Raw genomic sequence first — 16,507 nt, forward strand, 5'->3', positions numbered from 1 at the left:
CACTCAGTCCAGACGCATGTCGATGCCGCACGACGACATATAGCGCTTCGCTTCCCCGACGGAATAGGTACCAAAGTGGAAGATCGAAGCAGCCAGAACGGCATTGGCATGTCCTTGCTTGACCCCGGCCACGAGATCATCGAGGTCGCCGACGCCGCCCGAAGCTATCACCGGCACCCGAACCGAATCCGCTATGGCACGCGTCAGTTCGAGATCGTAGCCGACCTTCGTCCCGTCCCGGTCCATTGAGGTAACAAGCAGCTCGCCGGCGCCACGCTCGACCATTTTCCGAGCGAAATCCACGGCATCGATGCCGGTCGCATTGCGGCCACCATGCGTATAGATCTCCCAGGCGCTGACATCGCCTTGGACAGGCACTGTCCGCCGCTTGGCGTCGATCGAGACGACGATGCACTGGTCGCCGAACTTGTCGGCGGCCTCCGCAACGAAATCCGGATTGTTGACGGCGGCCGAGTTGATAGAGATCTTGTCCGCGCCACAAAGCAGCAGCTTGCGAATGTCAGCGATGGTGCGAACGCCGCCGCCGACGGTGACAGGCATGAAGCATTGCTCGGCGGTGCGAGCGACGACATCGAAGATCGTCTCGCGATTGTCCGAGGAAGCGGTAATGTCGAGAAAGCAAAGTTCGTCGGCGCCGGCGGCATCGTAGGCCTTGGCGGCCTCGACCGGGTCTCCGGCATCTACCAGATTGACGAAGTTGACACCCTTGACGACGCGGCCGTCCTTGACGTCGAGGCAGGGAATGACGCGAGCCTTGAGGGTCATTGCGCAGTCTCCTTTGCGCGTGCGGCTGAAATCAGCGCCAGCGCTTCTTTCGGGTCGATGCGTCCATCATAGAGCGCGCGGCCGGAAATCGCACCCTCGAGCTTGCGTGCGTCAAGCTCGAGCATCCGCTTCACGTCCTCGATCGAAGCAAGGCCGCCGGACGCGATGACGGGGATCGATACGGCTTCGGCAAGCTCGAGCGTCGACGACCAGTTGATGCCGGCAAGGATGCCGTCGCGGTCGATGTCGGTGTAGATGATCGCGGCAACACCGGCGCCCTCGAACTTCTTCGCGAGCTCGATGACGCCGAGCTCGGAGGCCTCGGCCCAACCTTCGACTGCGACTTTGCCGCCCTTGGCATCGATTCCGACAGCAACACGGCCGGGAAACTTCTTGCAGGCTTCAATCACGAGCGCAGGATCGCGCACGGCGATCGTTCCGAGAATGACGCGGGCAAGGCCGCGCGACAGCCAATTCTCGATATGGTCGAGTGTACGGATGCCGCCACCAAGCTGAACGGGGTTCTTCGTTGCCTTCAGGATCGCGTCGACAGCAGCGCCGTTGACGCTTTCGCCAGCAAAGGCGCCATTCAAGTCAACGACATGCAGCCATTCGAATCCCTGGTCTTCAAAGGCCTTCGCCTGGGCTCCGGGATCGGGATTGTAGACGGTTGCCTGGTCCATATCGCCAAGCTTGAGGCGAACGCACTGCCCATCCTTGAGGTCGATTGCGGGAAATAGGATCATTCTGTCAGTCCTTGCAATGCGCGAGCTCAAGGCTTCCAGCGCAGGAAATTGGCAATCAGGGCGAGGCCGAGATTCTGGCTCTTTTCGGGATGGAACTGGGCTCCGGCCATGTTGTCGCGACCGACGAAGGCGGTGATCGGGCCGCCGTAATCGGCCGTCGCGAGCACGTCGGCGGGGTTTTTCGCCGCCAGATGGTAGGAATGCACAAAATAGGCATGCAGCCCGTTCGGCCCCGTCGGAATGCCGTCGAACAACGGGTGGGGGGATTTCAGATCCAGCGTATTCCAGCCGATCTGTGGAATCTTCAGATTGGCATCACCTGGCGTCATTTCGACGACATCGCCGGGTATCCAGCCAAAGCCATCCGTGACGGTCTTCTCGAGACCGCGCGATGACATCAGCTGCATGCCGACGCAAATACCAAGGAAGGGCCGGGCCTTCTTCTCAACCACATCGATCAGAGCGTCCGACATGCCGGAAACGGCATCGAGGCCGCGTCGGCAGTCGGCATAGGCGCCAACACCCGGCAGCACCACGCGATCGGCGGCGGCTACAACCTCGGCCTTGTCGGTCAGATCGATCACGGCATCGATGCCGACTTCCCGTGCGGCCCGTTCGAAGGCCTTCGTCGCCGAACGCAGGTTGCCGGAACCGTAGTCTATAATTGCGACGCGCATTCAGCGTCCTCCATCAAAACCAAAGAGACCGAGCGAGGTGGCGTTGTCGTGTCGCGGGGCTTGGGCTGCGGGATCCCATTGCGGCGACGGCGCCGGGCGGCTGTCGTCGGCGTCGGTCTGGACATTCAAAAAGTAGATTTCTTCTGCGGTCTGCAGCGAGTCGGCGGAAACGAGGTCGGCCTCAGCCCAGCCCTTCGCAACCAGATTGCGGATGCGAAGATTCTGGCCCTCGAGCGCCACCAGCAGACTGGTGCCGAAGGTGATCGCAACGCCGACGGGCCAGAGGTCTACGCGGTCTGCCAGCGCACCGCCAAGGCTTTGCAGGAGAAATGCCGCGATGGCGTAGAGCCACAGCTGGTGGAAGGCCAGCCATATCCAGGGGAAGAGAAACCCGAGCACGGTAAAACCGTCGCGAATGAAGCGCGTCTTCTCGTGGTTGGAGTCTGTTCCGCTAGGCGCAGTCAGAACCAGATAGCTGGAAGTCATGTCGTCAAGCTCCCTCAGGGGGCTCAGACGAGCGTGCCCTTCGTCGAGGGAACACGGCCCGCCTGTCTCGGATCGATCTCTGTCGCCGTACGCAGCGCGCGGGCAACGGCCTTGAAGCACGTCTCTGCAATATGGTGGTTGTTGGCACCATAATGGTTGAGAATATGCAAGGTGATGCCGGCGTTCTGGGCAAGCGCCTGGAAGAATTCGCGAACGAGTTCGGTGTCGAACGTGCCGATCTTCGGCGCACTGAAGGTGACGTTCCAGACAAGGAAGGGGCGACCGGAGAGGTCGACGGCTGCCTTCGTCATCGTCTCGTCCATGGCGAGGTCGATCGATGCATAGCGCGTGATGCCGCGGCGGTCGCCGAGTGCCTTGGCAATCGCCTGGCCGATCGCGATACCGGTGTCTTCCACTGTATGGTGGTCGTCGATATGGAGATCGCCCTTGGTCTCGATTTCCATGTTGATCAGCGAATGTCGTGACAGCTGGTCGAGCATATGGTCGAAGAAGCCGACGCCAGTCGAAATTTTCGACTTTCCGGTGCCGTCGAGATTGACGGAAACGGAAACCGAAGTCTCGTTCGTCTTGCGGGACACGGTACCCGTGCGGCTTGCTGCGGTCTCGGCCATAAGGCTGCTCCATCGGGAAATACGGGCGTTCCTTATCAGGCGTGCCGCGAAATATCCAGAACCGCGGCAGCAGAAAAAGACGCCATTTGCAATCGGCATTCACGCACTTACATAGGGCTCGACAGGGCCGGCGTTCGGCCCGACTCAACAAGCCCGGCAGACGGGCAAAGGTGAATAGATGACAACGATTATTACAGTTCGAAAGGGCGGTAAGGTCATCATGGCCGGCGATGGTCAGGTAAGCCTCGGCCAGACCGTGATGAAGGGCAACGCCCGCAAGGTGCGGCGCATCGGCAAGGGCGAGGTTATTGCCGGTTTCGCAGGCGCCACTGCGGATGCGTTCACGCTCCTCGAACGCCTCGAAAAGAAGCTCGAGCAATATCCGGGGCAGCTGATGCGCGCCGCCGTCGAGCTTGCCAAGGATTGGCGCACGGACAAGTATCTCCGCAACCTCGAAGCCATGATGCTCGTCGCTGACAAGCAGGTGACGCTGGCGATAACAGGCAACGGCGATGTTCTCGAGCCGGAGCACGGCGCCATGGCGATCGGTTCGGGTGGCAATTATGCGCTCGCTGCGGCCCGCGCCCTGATGGACACAGACAAATCCGCCGAAGAGGTCGCGCGTCGCGCCCTCGATATTGCCGCCGATATTTGCGTCTACACGAACCATAATGTGGTGGTGGAAACGCTCGACGCCGAAGCTTGACCCGGTTTCAAAGATTCACGCCCCGATGGGATATTCGATATGACCACATTTTCCCCCCGCGAGATCGTTTCCGAACTTGACCGCTACATCATCGGCCAGCATGAGGCCAAGCGCGCGGTGGCGATCGCGCTGCGCAACCGTTGGCGTCGCCACCAGCTCGATCCGGATCTACGCGACGAAGTGATGCCAAAGAACATCCTGATGATCGGCCCGACCGGTGTCGGCAAGACGGAAATCTCTCGCCGTCTCGCCAAGCTGGCGGGCGCGCCCTTCATCAAGGTTGAAGCGACCAAGTTCACCGAAGTCGGTTACGTCGGACGCGACGTGGAGCAGATCATCCGCGATCTCGTCGAGGTCGGCATCGGGCTCGCACGCGAGAAGAAGCGGAGCGAAGTGCAGGCAAAGGCGCATATGAGCGCCGAGGAACGCGTTCTCGATGCGCTCGTCGGCGCCACGGCCTCGCCGGCGACCCGTGACAGCTTCCGCAAGAAGCTGCGCAACGGTGAACTTGATGACAAGGAGATCGATATCGAGATCGCCGACACCGGTACCGGCATGGGTGGCTTCGACATTCCCGGCATGCCGGGCGCAAATATCGGCGTGCTCAACCTCTCCGAAATGTTCGGGAAGGCGATGGGTGGCCGCACCAAGAAGGTCCGCACGACGGTCAAGGCATCCTACACGGATCTGATCCGCGACGAGTCCGACAAGCTGATCGACAACGAAGTTATCCAGCGCGAGGCGGTTCGTGCGGTCGAGAATGACGGCATCGTCTTCCTCGACGAGATCGACAAGATCGCCGCTCGCGACGGCGGCATGGGTGCCGGCGTTTCGCGCGAAGGCGTGCAGCGCGACCTGCTTCCCCTGGTCGAAGGAACGACGGTGTCGACGAAGTACGGGCCGGTGAAGACGGACCACGTCCTTTTCATCGCCTCCGGCGCATTCCATGTCTCCAAGCCGTCCGATCTGTTGCCGGAATTGCAGGGTCGTCTGCCGATCCGCGTCGAACTGCGCGCGCTCACAAAGGAAGACTTCCGCCGTATCCTGACGGAAACCGAGGCGAGTCTTATCAGGCAGTACAAGGCGCTGATGGAAACGGAAGGCCTCACCCTCGAATTCACTGACAATGGCATTGATGCCCTGGCTGATGTGGCCGTCCACTTGAATTCGTCTGTCGAAAACATCGGCGCCCGTCGCCTTCAGACCGTCATGGAGCGCGTTCTGGACGAAATCTCGTTCAATGCTCCGGATCGCGGCGGCTCGACCGTGACGATTGACGCCGACTACGTCCGAGAGCACGTCGGTGACCTGGCGCAGAACACAGATCTGTCCCGGTTCATTCTGTGATGAACAAGCATCGGGTCCTGTCCTTACTGATGTGACGCCGCGATTTTGACAGCTTGGACTCTCGACAGCGGGCCCTTTACTTTTTAGTGAAGGGCCCGTCTCGTTATCGGCGCCAGCATTATTCGGCCAAGATTGTGGTCCAGTCAGCGCGCTTCGCGACAATGCCAAAATGATGGGAATGCTGATCGTGCGACGCCTTATGACAAGCCTCCTGATTGTTGCTGCGGTGCTGACCTCGGTGCCTGCTTTTGCCATGCAGGTGGTGCCGTCAGGTAATCGTCATGCCGAGCAACCGGATGTTCCGGACGCCTCGGTTCGTCGCACCAAAGGCACGAAGAGCTCGTTCGATCGGAAATACGAGAAGGTCCGTGACCTCTTGGCCACGGATCACGAACTGATGGGCAAGATCAAGAAAGTTTCGGCCGCTTATGGCATCGACCCGATCCACGTGGTCGGTGCGATCGTCGGCGAGCATACCTACAATGTCGACGCCTATGACCGCCTGCAATCCTATTACGTGAAGGCCGCTTCCTATGCCGGCCAGAGTTTCCGTTTCGCCTATGATGGCGAGGACGTGGACGATTTCGTCAAGCGGCCGGAGTTTGCTGAATGTAGCGGCAAGGGCGATTCCTACACGTTGTGGAGTTGCCGTGAGGACGTCTGGGAAAGGGACTTCCGAGGCAAGACGGTCGGTGGCAAGAGCTACCCGAACAACCGCTTCAGTGCCGTCTTCTTTCAGCCCTTCTACGCTGGTCAGACCTTCGGCCTCGGCCAGATCAACCCGCTGACCGCGCTGATGCTCTCGGATCTCGTCTCCAAGGTCTCAGGTTATGAAAAGCTGAACGAGAGGGACGCCGGTGCCGTCTACAAGGCAATCATGGAGCCCGATATCTCGCTTGCCTTCGTCGCTGCCTCCATCCGCCGCTCGATCGACGATTACAAACAGATCGCCGACATGGACATTTCCAAGAATCCGGGCCTGACCGCCACCCTCTATAATGTCGGCAATTCGCGCCAGCGCGCGGCGGCCCTGGCGGCCAAGAACCGCGCTTCAGGCGAAACCGTCTGGCCGGAGGAAAACTATTACGGCTGGTTGGTCAACGACAAGCTGGACGAGTTGGAGCGCCTGCTCTAGCTTCCGCCTTGCCGGGAAGAGTTTAGAATCTTCCGCGAAAGGCTGAATTCTCATGGACATGCGTCCGGATCCCTTTGAACCTCCGGCACCGTTGCCCCGCACGGTGCCACCGAGCCGCCTTGAGATCATCCGCACCATCCTGCGCAATCCGCTGGAGCTCTGGGGCGAGCCTTCCTACACGCTGCCGTGGATCCAGACACGGTTCTTTCGGGAAAGAACCCTGATCGTCAATGATCCCGGTTTGATCCGCCATGTTCTCGTCGACAATGCCACGAACTACCGCATGTCGGATATTCGCCAACTCATCTTGCGCCCGATCCTGCGTGACGGCCTGCTGACGGCGGAAGGAGAGGTTTGGAAGCGATCCCGCAAGGCGGTATCACCGGTCTTCACGCCGCGCCACGCAAACGGCTTCGCCGGGCAGATGCTTCGCCAGTCCGAGGACTACGCGATAAAATACGAATCCGCTGGCAGAGACGGCAAGGTCTTCGAGATTGCCGCCGACATGACGGAACTGACCTTCGCCATGCTCGCCGATACGCTGTTCTCAGGCGAGATCGTCACCTCCTCCGATAGCTTTGCCGACGACGTAAACGCACTCCTCCACCGCATGGGGCGCGTCGACCCGATGGATCTCCTGCGCGCGCCCTCATGGGTTCCGCGCGTCACCCGCATCGGCGGTCAAAAGGTGCTGGACAAGTTCCGAAACATCGTGCGCCAGACCATGGATGCCCGGCTCGCGCGTATGCAAGCCGATCGAGCCTCCGCGCCGGACGACTTTCTGACCTTGCTCCTTGATCAGGCTGCAACCGGCGGGCTGACGAACGACGAGATCGAAGACAATATTCTCACCTTCATCGGCGCGGGCCACGAAACGACGGCGCGGGCGCTCGCCTGGACGCTCTATTGCGTCGCCAACACGCCGCACATCCGCGAGGCGATGGAGGAGGAGATCGATCGCGTGCTGGCCCAGGATGTCGAGCCGGTAAAATGGCTCGATCTGATGCCTTACACGCGTGCCGCCTTCGAGGAGGCGCTGCGGCTCTATCCGCCGGCGCCGTCGATCAATCGCGCCGCCATCGCCGCCGATCGCTGGACCGATGCGAAAGGCGAAACGGTCGAGATCGAGGCCGGAGTCACCGTTCTCATCATGCCGTGGACGCTCCATCGTCACGAGCTCTATTGGGACAAGCCACGCGCCTATATCCCGGAACGGTTCCTGCCGGAGAATCGCGCCAAGATCGGGCGTTTCCAGTTCCTCCCGTTCGGCGCGGGTCCGCGGGTCTGCATCGGCGCGACCTTTGCCCTGCAGGAGGCTGTTATCGCTCTGGCCGTGCTGATGCACCGGTTCCGCTTCGATATGACGGACAAGACAAGGCCATGGCCGGTTCAGAAACTGACGACGCAGCCGCAAAACGGCCTGCCGATGCGCGTCACGCCGCGGTCTTTGTCCGTAGCGGCATAAATCTTTCGAATTATTGCATAATTGACTATGAATGAAAGCCGCGCAAAGTGGCAGCATGAAAAAGCTGCCGTGGTCTTGGGAGACATTGAATGAGCCGCATCGATAAAAACGGTCTTGCTGTTGAAGCCGTCCTTCATGAGTTCCTGGTGAAGGAGGCGTTGCCCGGCCTGCAGATCGATGCCGACAAGTTCTTTGCAGATTTCTCGGCCATCGTTCACGATCTGGCTCCGCGCAACCGCGAACTGCTTACCAAGCGCGATGCACTTCAGCTTCGAATCGATGATTGGTACCGTCAGCATGGCGCGCCGACCGACATGGAAGCGTACCAGGCGTTTCTGCGGGATATCGGCTATATCCTGCCGGAAGGCTCCGATTTTCAGGTATCGACCGCCAACGTTGATCCCGAGATCGCCTCGATCGCCGGTCCGCAGCTCGTCGTTCCCGTCATGAATGCGCGCTATGCGCTGAACGCCGCCAACGCGCGCTGGGGCTCGCTCTACGATGCGCTTTACGGGACCGATGCGATTCCCGAGAGCGATGGCGCCGAAAAGGGCAAGAGCTACAATCCGCAGCGCGGCGAGAAGGTCATCGGCTGGGTTCGCAATTTCCTCGATACCGCTGCTCCGCTCGACAGCTGGAACTGGAAGGATGTCGCGACCTTTGCTGTCAGGGATGGTGCACTCGTCATCACTTCGACCGACGGCGAGCATGTTTCGCTGACCGATGCGGCGCATTTTGCCGGCTATCTGGGCGATGCCGCGGCGCCGACGCAGATCCTGTTAAAGAACAACGGCATCCATATCGACATCGTCATCGACGCCTCGACCGCCATCGGCAAGAGCGATCCGGCGCACATCTCCGACGTCTGGCTGGAATCGGCGATTACGACGATCATGGACTGCGAGGACTCGGTTGCAGCAGTTGACGCCGAAGACAAGGTCGTCGTCTATCGCAATTGGCTCGGCCTCATGAAGGGCGACCTGCAGGAGGAGGTGTCCAAGGGTGGCTCGAGCTTCATCCGCAAGCTCAATCCCGATTTGGAGTACAGCGGCCCGACCGGTACGCCCTTCGAAGTGCATCGCCGGTCGCTGATGCTCGTGCGCAACGTCGGCCATCTCATGACGAATCCCGCCATCCTCGATCGTGACGGCAACGAAGTGCCGGAAGGGATCATGGACGCCATGATCACCGGCATGATTGCGCTCTACGACGTCGGCCCCAATGGCCGGCGCAAGAATTCCCGCGCCGGTTCGGTCTATGTCGTCAAGCCAAAGATGCATGGACCCGAGGAAGTCGCCTTCGCTGCCGAGATCTTTTCGCGCGTCGAGGATGCCCTCGGCATGGCGCGCAATACCATCAAGATGGGCATTATGGACGAGGAGCGGCGCACTACCGTCAATCTCAAGGAGTGCATCCGCGCCGCCCGAGAACGCGTCGTCTTCATTAACACCGGTTTCCTGGACCGCACCGGCGATGAAATCCATACCTCGATGGAAGCCGGGCCAATGATCCGCAAGGGCGATATGAAGCAGGCTGCCTGGATCGGCGCCTACGAGAACTGGAACGTCGACATCGGCCTTGAATGCGGTCTTTCCGGCCATGCGCAGATCGGCAAGGGGATGTGGGCCATGCCGGATCTGATGGCGGCGATGCTGGAGCAGAAAATCGCGCACCCGAAAGCCGGCGCCAATACTGCCTGGGTTCCGTCCCCAACCGCTGCGACGCTGCACGCGACCCATTATCACCGCATCAACGTCGCCCGCGTTCAACAGGGTCTGAAGGACCGTGCGCGCGCCAAGCTCTCCGATATTCTTTCAGTCCCCGTAGCGGTTCGTCCGAATTGGACGCCGGAGGAAATCCAGCGCGAACTCGACAACAATGCCCAGGGCATTCTCGGTTACGTTGTCCGCTGGGTCGATCAGGGCGTCGGCTGCTCCAAGGTGCCCGACATCAACAATGTCGGCCTTATGGAAGACCGCGCGACGCTGCGCATCTCCGCCCAGCATATGGCCAATTGGCTGCATCATAAGGTCACGACCGAAGCGCAGATCGCCGAGACGATGAAGCGCATGGCCGCAGTTGTCGACCAGCAGAATGCATCCGATCCCGCCTACGTGCCAATGGCAACCGATTTCGACGGTTCGATCGCCTTCCAGGCGGCACTCGATCTTGTCTTGAAGGGCAGGGCACAGCCGAACGGCTATACCGAGCCTGTCCTCCATCGCCGCCGCCTCGAACTGAAGGGCAAGCAGGCTTAAGAACAAATCAATAGAAAAGGCCGCCGAAAGAATGTTCCGGCGGCCTTTCTAATACCCCATTTCGGCAACAGCTTACTGGATAACGATGACCTTCGAAGTCGTCTTGCCCGGACGTACGCGGCTGTAGAGGTCGATAACGTCCTGGTTCATCAGACGAATGCAGCCCGAGGAGGCCGCGGTGCCGATCGAAGCCCATTCCGGCGTGCCGTGCAGGCGGAAGAGGGTGTCCTGACCCTTTTCGTTGAAGAGATACATGGCGCGCGCGCCGAGCGGGTTGCTGAGGCCAGGGCCCATGCCATCTTCGACATACTTGGCAACTTCCGGCTTGCGCTCGGCCATTTCCTTCGGCGGATGCCAGGTCGGCCATTCCTGCTTCCATGCGACATAGGCCGTGCCTGCCCAGGCGAAGCCCTGCTTGCCGACACCGATGCCGTAGCGCATCGCCTTGCCGCCGGGCAGGATGTAATAGAGGAAGCGCTCGCGGGTGTTGACGATGATCGTGCCCGGACGCTCGGTGGTTTCGTAAGAGACGATCTGGCGGCGGAACTGCGGCTTGACCTTCTGGATCGGGATCGCCGGCAGCGAATATCCGGCATCCGTCGTCACGCCATAGGCGTCGTCGAAGATCTGCGCGGTCTGGACGGTCGGGCCCGGCACGGCCTTGTCTTCAACGGAGGCGCTCTCGGTAGTCGAAGAGCAACCGGCCAGAGCGAGCGTCGCCATCAGGCCGAATACAGGAAATGCATTGCGGATACGCATGGATGTCTCTTAGGAAATGGGCAAGGGGAAACGGTCTTTTGAACCATCTTTGATTATGGTTTATTTTCGATTAACTTTGCCTTTGCAAGCTGTTGCAGTGCGGCAAAATCAATACGCAGCGGCAAATTAGAAGCGCATGGTTTTTTTGCAACAACGCGCGCGCCAGACCTACGGTTATCCATGACGATTTTGAGTGTTTACAATAACAATCCGTTAATAGACGGCCGGCAGTCGGACAGAGCTATGCTCGTGCGGCGCGGGACTCAGATTTTACTTCATGAGATGCGTCACGCCGTGTTGCCGGAGCTGTCGCTTGCGAGCGGACGCCGGGCGGATCTGATCACCATTTCGGAGAAGGGCGAAATCTGGATCATCGAGATCAAGACCTCGATCGAGGACTTTCGCGTCGACCGCAAGTGGCCGGACTATCGCCTGCATTGTGATCGGCTGTTTTTCGCCACGCACAAGGATGTTCCGCTTGAGATTTTCCCCGAGGGCTGCGGGTTGTTTTTATCGGATGGCTACGGCGCGCATATGATCCGCGAGGCGCCCGAACATCGCCTTGCCCCAGCGACGCGTAAATCTGTGACGCTCAATTTCTCCCGCGTAGCCGCCCAGCGCCTGCTGATGGCCGAATGGGCAAACGGCAAGCCGTTTGAGGTCGACGATATTTAGGGTTATTTCGGCGCGCGCTTGGCGAGGATCCGCTGCAGCGTGCGGCGATGCATATTGAGCCGCCGCGCGGTCTCCGAAACATTGCGCTCGCACATTTCATAGACCCGCTGGATATGCTCCCAACGCACACGGTCGGCTGACATCGGGTTTTCCGGTAGCTCTGCTTTCTCGCCCGCCCGCTGCGTCAGGGCGGCATAGACGTCGTCCGCATCGGCGGGCTTTGCCAGGTAATCGACCGCGCCGAGCTTCACAGCGGTAACGGCTGTTGCAATATTGCCGTAGCCGGTCAGAACGATGATCCGGGTATCGTCGCGGCGCTGGCGGATTGCCTCGATTACGTCCAGACCGTTGCCATCACCAAGCCGCAGGTCCACGACGGCATATTTCGGTGGATGGCTCTTGGACTTGGCAACACCCTCGGCGACTGACTCAGCTGTCTCGACCGTGAAGCCGCGTGTCTCCATCGCGCGCGCCAGACGGCGCAGGAAGGGACCGTCATCGTCAACGATCAGCAAGCTGGCGTCCGGACCGATATGATCCGCATTGGCGAGGGAGGATTCGTGGTCAAGCTCGTTCATATCTATCAATCCCGGCGGCTGCCCCGCCTGATATAAGTCAATTATTCAGCTTTTTCATTATGCCCATAGCGTCATTTTGTCGAATTCGCATCGATGAGCATGCGCGGCCATTCGACACGGACACGCGCTCCGGCGGCTTCCGGCATGCGGTTCTCGAAGACCAACGACGCGCCGGATCGTTCCAGGAGCGTCTTGGCGATAAAGAGGCCAAGTCCCAGCCCACCGGCCCGGTCCTCCCGTTGCCGCTTCGTGACGTAGGGCTCGCCGATCCGGGTCAGGATATCGGAAGAATAGCCCTCTCCATCGTCCTCGATGGTGATGCGGACCTTTCTCAGATCGTGTTCGACCGTGACCGTTACCTTGTCGCGCGCGTAGTCGACGGCGTTCTCGATGAGATTGCCGAGCCCGTACATGATGCCGGCATTGCGGTCGGTGATAGGCTCGCCCTTGCGCGGGCTCTTCTCGATGAGCTCGAGTTTGATCCCGAACTCCCTGTGCGGCGCCACGATCTCTTCCATCATGGATGAGAGCGGCAGCCGCCGAAGATGGGCCTCGCCCTCTGCCGAGAGCGTCGCCAGCCGCCGCAGGATGTCGCGGCAGCGCTCGCTCTGGCTGCGCAGGAGTTGCACGTCCTCGCGAAAGCGATCGTCATCCTTCAGTTCCCGTTCCATTTCCTTGGCAACCACGCTGATGGTGGCAAGCGGCGTTCCGAGTTCGTGTGCCGCTGCTGCGGCAAGACCGTCCAGCTGCGAAAGGTGTTTCTCCCGCTGCAGCACGAGTTCGGTTGCCGCCAGCGCGTCGGCGAGCTGGCTCGCCTCCATTGAGACCCGGTATGCATAGAAGGCGGCGAAGGCCATGGTCGATGCGATCGAGCACCAGACGCCGAACTGCATCACCGTGTGCACATTGATCTCGACCCCGTCGAACCACGGCAAGGGAAAGGGTGAAAAGGCAAGGATGGTGATGCAGACCATCGCAATGAAAATGAGCACCGTGCTGAAGCGGATCGGCTGCGATGCGAATGAAATGATCACGGGAACGCAGACGAGCGCGGCGAAGGGATTAGCAAGGCCGCCGGTGATGAAGAGCAGTGCGCAAAGCTGCAGAAGATCGAAACCGAGCAGTGCGAAGGCGGCGCCTGGGTAGAGCCGGTGCGTCGGCGGATAGCGGATCATCAGGTAGAAGTTGACCGCCGCCAGCGCCGCGATCAGCAACCCGCAGGCAATAAGCGGAAGCGGAAACTTCAGCCAGAAGGCAACGATGAACACCGTCACGGCCTGGCCGCCGACGGCAAGCCATCTCAGCCGCACCAGCGTCTGCAGTCTCAGGCGCCTGCTGTTGTGCCTGTCCTCTTCCGACGAACTTTCGACAGTATCGACCATTTGACATTCCTTGAGCCATGCTAGGGCTCATGTACCACGCGGTTTTGCCCTTGTCGTCGGCGGGGCGTCCTCCGGCCGTTCCGGCCAGGGGTGCTTGGGATAGCGGCCGCGCATGTCGGCGCGCACGTCCTTCCACGATCCGGCCCAGAAGCCCGGCAGGTCGCGTGTCGTCTGGATCGGCCGGTGTGCGGGCGACGTCAGTTCCAGAAGCAGCGGCAGCCTTCCGCCTCCAATTGCCGGGTGCTGCTTGAGGCCGAAGAGTTCCTGCACGCGGATCGTCAGAGTCGGCTCCTCGCCGTCGTACTGGATCGGATGTCGCTGTCCCGTCGGCGCGTCGAAATGCGTCGGGGCGAGGCGGGAAAGATCCCGCTGCAGCTCGTGCGGGATCAGCGCCATCAACCCGTTCGAAAGAGCAGACGAGGAAATGTCGGAAATCCCGCGGGCATCCGTCTGGTAGGGAACGAACCACTCGTCCAGCCGCGCAAGCAGTGCCTGGTCGCTGACATCGGGCCAAGGATCGCCGATGTTGCGATGAAGAAAGCCGATGCGTTCACGCAGTTGCATGGCTTCCTTGGAAAAGGGCAGCAGTTCCAGCCCCAGCTCGCGCACGCCTACCGCCAGCGCGCGGCTGACGGCTTCGCCGGTTGGACGCGGCAGTGGCGTCTCCTCGAAGACAATGGCGCCGAGCCGCGTCGCGCGCCGGGCCCTGACCTGCCGGCTCTGGCGGTCGAAGAAGACCTGATTGTCGGTGGAAATGGCGCCAGGTAGCTCTTCCTCGATCTCGCCACGCGAAACCTCTGCTGCAGACAGAATTCGCCCCTGCGCCGCCCGGCCGGTCAAGTCGGCGATGACGAGCATCTGGGTGCCGGCAAGTCGCTCGGTTTCCGGCAGCTCCGCACCGCGCCCGTTCGCCATCAGGAATCGGCCTCTGCCGCCGCGTTGCAGCGCGATTCGGTCGGGAAAGGCGTGCAGCAGAAGGCGTCCCGCCTGGCTCGGTTCCGTTGACTTTGCGACATCGAGACCCTTGGCCAGTCGAGCCGCCAGCTGGCGCGCGCCCTCCGCGCGCTCACCTCGTTCCGACCGGAAGCGTCGCATCCGTTCCTCGAGGTCAATACCGGGACCACCGAGGCCCTGTTCGGTCAGCAGCACGGCAAGGGCGGCCGCATCTCTCGCTTGCCCAGTCTCGCCGGCTGAGATCACCATGGCGGCCAAACGTGGCGGCAGCGCAAGGTCACGCATCATCCGTCCGCGCGGGGTGAGTGCGCCGTCCTTGTCAAGCGCGCCGAGTTGCAACAGGAGCGCGCGCGCCTCCGCCAGCGTCGTCTCCGGCGGCTGGTCGACGAAGGACAGCACGCGGGCATCCTGAACGCCCCAGTGGGCAAGGTCGAGGACCAGACCGGAGAGATCACTGGAGAGAATCTGCGGCGGCGTGAAAGCCGGCAAGGCCGCGGTCTGTCCCTGATGCCAGAGGCGGATGGCGATGCCGGGCTCGGTTCGGCCGGCTCGCCCGGAACGCTGGTCGGCGGAGGCGCGAGAGACGCGCACCGTTTCCAGCCGTGTGATGCCGGTTGAGGCCTCGAACACCGGAAGCCGCTGCAAGCCGCTATCGATTACGATCCGTACGCCGTCGATGGTGATCGATGTCTCGGCAATCGAGGTGGCGAGCACGATCTTGCGCGTCCCGCCTTCGGCCGGTCGGATTGCCGCGTCCTGTTCTTTCTGTGTCAGGTTGCCGTAGAGGGGCGCAATCAGTGTCTCCGGCCCGAAGCGTCCTTGGAGCCGCTCCGCCGTGCGGGCGATCTCCGCCTGGCCGGGCAGGAAGGCGAGGATCGATCCGCTTTCACTGGCATGGGCGTCGACGATCGCACGCGTCATCGCATCCTCTATGCGTTCGCCGCCCGGCCGATCCTTGTAGCGGACGTCAATCGGATAGCTTCGCCCCATGCTTTCGATAACAGGCGGCTGGTCGAGAAGCGCAGCAACGCGCGCAACGTCAAGCGTCGCCGACATCACCAGCAGGCGCAGGTCGTCGCGCAAGGCGGATTGTACGTCGAGCGCCAACGCCAGGCCGAAGTCGGCGTCCAGCGAGCGCTCATGAAACTCGTCGAAGATGACGGTCGAGACACCCGAGAGTTCCGGATCCTCGAGGATCATGCGCGCGAACACGCCTTCGGTCACGACCTCGATGCGGGTCTTGGCGGAAACCCTGGTGTCGAGCCGCATGCGATAGCCGACCGTTTCCCCCACAGTCTCGCCAAGCAGCGAGGCCATGCGGCTGGCGGCCGCGCGTGCTGCCAGCCGCCGCGGTTCGAGAAGTACGATCTTGCCGTCGCCGCGCCAGTCCTGCCTCAGCAGATAGAGCGGTACGAGCGTCGTCTTGCCGGCGCCCGGCGGCGCCGAAAGGACTGCGCGCCCCTGTGCACCGAGTGCTGCCCCGATTTCGGGAAGAACATGCGAAACCGGAAGCTCCGGCAAGGAAGTCATAGGGGTCACGTCGGTGTCTTCGTTTCGTTGGCGGGAATGGTGCCGGCCCCCACCATTCAGGACAAGCGCCGGTCATTCCCCACGTGTCGGATCGAAAACGAAACTACCGATGCTGCCCTATCGCGTGCAAGTCATGCCGACATCCGGACTGCGGCGGAGCCCAACCGCCCCAAATGACACAGCCCAAAGTGGTGGCGACCGAAACAGCACAGGCAGGGGTCGCCGCCTCCGCACCAAAAGCAATCCGAAACCGCGCTTCCAGAATATATCTCAATCGAATCAATCTGTTACAAAAATGTCAAAAAACTTTGTCTGGCGCTGTTGACTTAGAAAAGGGGTAGGATCTATAAGCCCCCTCACTGAACGAGGGCGGCGGCGCTGCTGGCGACGA

The 16,507-nt window shown here is 61.2% G+C and carries 15 protein-coding genes; 6 read left to right on the forward strand and 9 right to left on the reverse strand.

The genetic code is table 11. The features are described from left to right. Window positions 1-3 precede the first annotated feature (3 nt). Genes hisF through hisB form a run of 5 tightly spaced genes read right to left on the reverse strand, consistent with a single transcriptional unit; the run spans window position 4 to window position 3,327 of the window. The gene (hisF, locus tag C934_RS0125745) at window positions 4-786 is read right to left on the reverse strand and encodes an imidazole glycerol phosphate synthase subunit HisF (RefSeq protein WP_018859437.1); all 783 of its coding nucleotides are present in this window, start codon (window positions 784-786) and stop codon (window positions 4-6) included. Next, window positions 783-1,532, reverse strand: coding sequence for a 1-(5-phosphoribosyl)-5-[(5-phosphoribosylamino)methylideneamino]imidazole-4-carboxamide isomerase (gene hisA / locus C934_RS0125750; RefSeq protein WP_018859438.1), 750 nt, complete (start codon window positions 1,530-1,532; stop codon window positions 783-785). Before hisA ends, hisF begins: the two co-directional genes overlap by 4 nt. A 26-nt stretch (window positions 1,533-1,558) precedes the next feature. Further along, complete coding sequence (hisH, locus tag C934_RS0125755; protein ID WP_018859439.1) at window positions 1,559-2,209, reverse strand: imidazole glycerol phosphate synthase subunit HisH; 651 nt, start codon at window positions 2,207-2,209, stop codon at window positions 1,559-1,561. Further along, window positions 2,210-2,695, reverse strand: coding sequence for a DUF2628 domain-containing protein (locus tag C934_RS0125760; protein WP_018859440.1), 486 nt, complete (start codon window positions 2,693-2,695; stop codon window positions 2,210-2,212). Between the two features lie 23 nt (window positions 2,696-2,718). After that, window positions 2,719-3,327: an imidazoleglycerol-phosphate dehydratase HisB gene (gene hisB, locus C934_RS0125765; RefSeq protein ID WP_018859441.1), complete on the reverse strand. Its 609-nt coding sequence runs from the start codon at window positions 3,325-3,327 to the stop codon at window positions 2,719-2,721. Window positions 3,328-3,505: 178 nt separating this feature from the next. On the opposite strand from hisB, the gene hslV reads away from it, so the two are divergent. The 5 genes from hslV (at window position 3,506) to C934_RS0125790 (ending at window position 10,238) form a co-directional block, all read left to right on the forward strand. Then, window positions 3,506-4,033, forward strand: coding sequence for an ATP-dependent protease subunit HslV (gene hslV / locus C934_RS0125770; RefSeq protein ID WP_018859442.1), 528 nt, complete (start codon window positions 3,506-3,508; stop codon window positions 4,031-4,033). A gap of 39 nt (window positions 4,034-4,072) precedes the next feature. Beyond that, window positions 4,073-5,380, forward strand: coding sequence for an ATP-dependent protease ATPase subunit HslU (gene hslU, locus C934_RS0125775; RefSeq protein WP_018859443.1), 1,308 nt, complete (start codon window positions 4,073-4,075; stop codon window positions 5,378-5,380). Between the two features lie 187 nt (window positions 5,381-5,567). Then, window positions 5,568-6,515: a DUF1402 family protein gene (locus C934_RS0125780; protein WP_026372085.1), complete on the forward strand. Its 948-nt coding sequence runs from the start codon at window positions 5,568-5,570 to the stop codon at window positions 6,513-6,515. A gap of 52 nt (window positions 6,516-6,567) precedes the next feature. Then, on the forward strand, window positions 6,568-7,980 hold the full coding sequence (locus tag C934_RS0125785) for a cytochrome P450 (protein WP_018859445.1): 1,413 nt from the start codon (window positions 6,568-6,570) through the stop codon (window positions 7,978-7,980). Between the two features lie 89 nt (window positions 7,981-8,069). Then, the gene (locus C934_RS0125790) at window positions 8,070-10,238 is read left to right on the forward strand and encodes a malate synthase G (protein ID WP_018859446.1); all 2,169 of its coding nucleotides are present in this window, start codon (window positions 8,070-8,072) and stop codon (window positions 10,236-10,238) included. A 72-nt stretch (window positions 10,239-10,310) separates the two neighbouring features. Here C934_RS0125790 and C934_RS0125795 read toward each other — a convergent pair whose 3' ends face one another. Continuing rightward, window positions 10,311-10,997: a L,D-transpeptidase gene (locus C934_RS0125795; protein WP_018859447.1), complete on the reverse strand. Its 687-nt coding sequence runs from the start codon at window positions 10,995-10,997 to the stop codon at window positions 10,311-10,313. Window positions 10,998-11,177: 180 nt separating this feature from the next. Here C934_RS0125795 and C934_RS0125800 point away from each other — a divergent pair, with 180 nt between their 5' ends. After that, entirely contained in the window at window positions 11,178-11,672 is a 495-nt protein-coding gene (locus tag C934_RS0125800; RefSeq protein WP_026372086.1) for an MmcB family DNA repair protein, read from the forward strand. A 2-nt stretch (window positions 11,673-11,674) separates the two neighbouring features. Here C934_RS0125800 and C934_RS0125805 read toward each other — a convergent pair whose 3' ends face one another. The 3 genes from C934_RS0125805 to hrpB form a co-directional block, all read right to left on the reverse strand. Continuing rightward, a complete protein-coding gene (locus tag C934_RS0125805; protein ID WP_018859449.1) occupies window positions 11,675-12,250 on the reverse strand; it encodes an ActR/PrrA/RegA family redox response regulator transcription factor in 576 nt (191 codons plus the stop codon). 71 nt (window positions 12,251-12,321) lie between these two features. Next, on the reverse strand, window positions 12,322-13,632 hold the full coding sequence (locus tag C934_RS34825) for an ActS/PrrB/RegB family redox-sensitive histidine kinase (protein WP_018859450.1): 1,311 nt from the start codon (window positions 13,630-13,632) through the stop codon (window positions 12,322-12,324). Between the two features lie 27 nt (window positions 13,633-13,659). Beyond that, window positions 13,660-16,125, reverse strand: coding sequence for an ATP-dependent helicase HrpB (hrpB, locus tag C934_RS34830; protein WP_026372087.1), 2,466 nt, complete (start codon window positions 16,123-16,125; stop codon window positions 13,660-13,662). Between the last annotated feature and the right edge of the window lie 382 nt (window positions 16,126-16,507).

Source organism: Rhizobium sp. 42MFCr.1 (assembly GCF_000377185.1).
Taxonomy (GTDB): domain Bacteria; phylum Pseudomonadota; class Alphaproteobacteria; order Rhizobiales; family Rhizobiaceae; genus Rhizobium; species Rhizobium altiplani.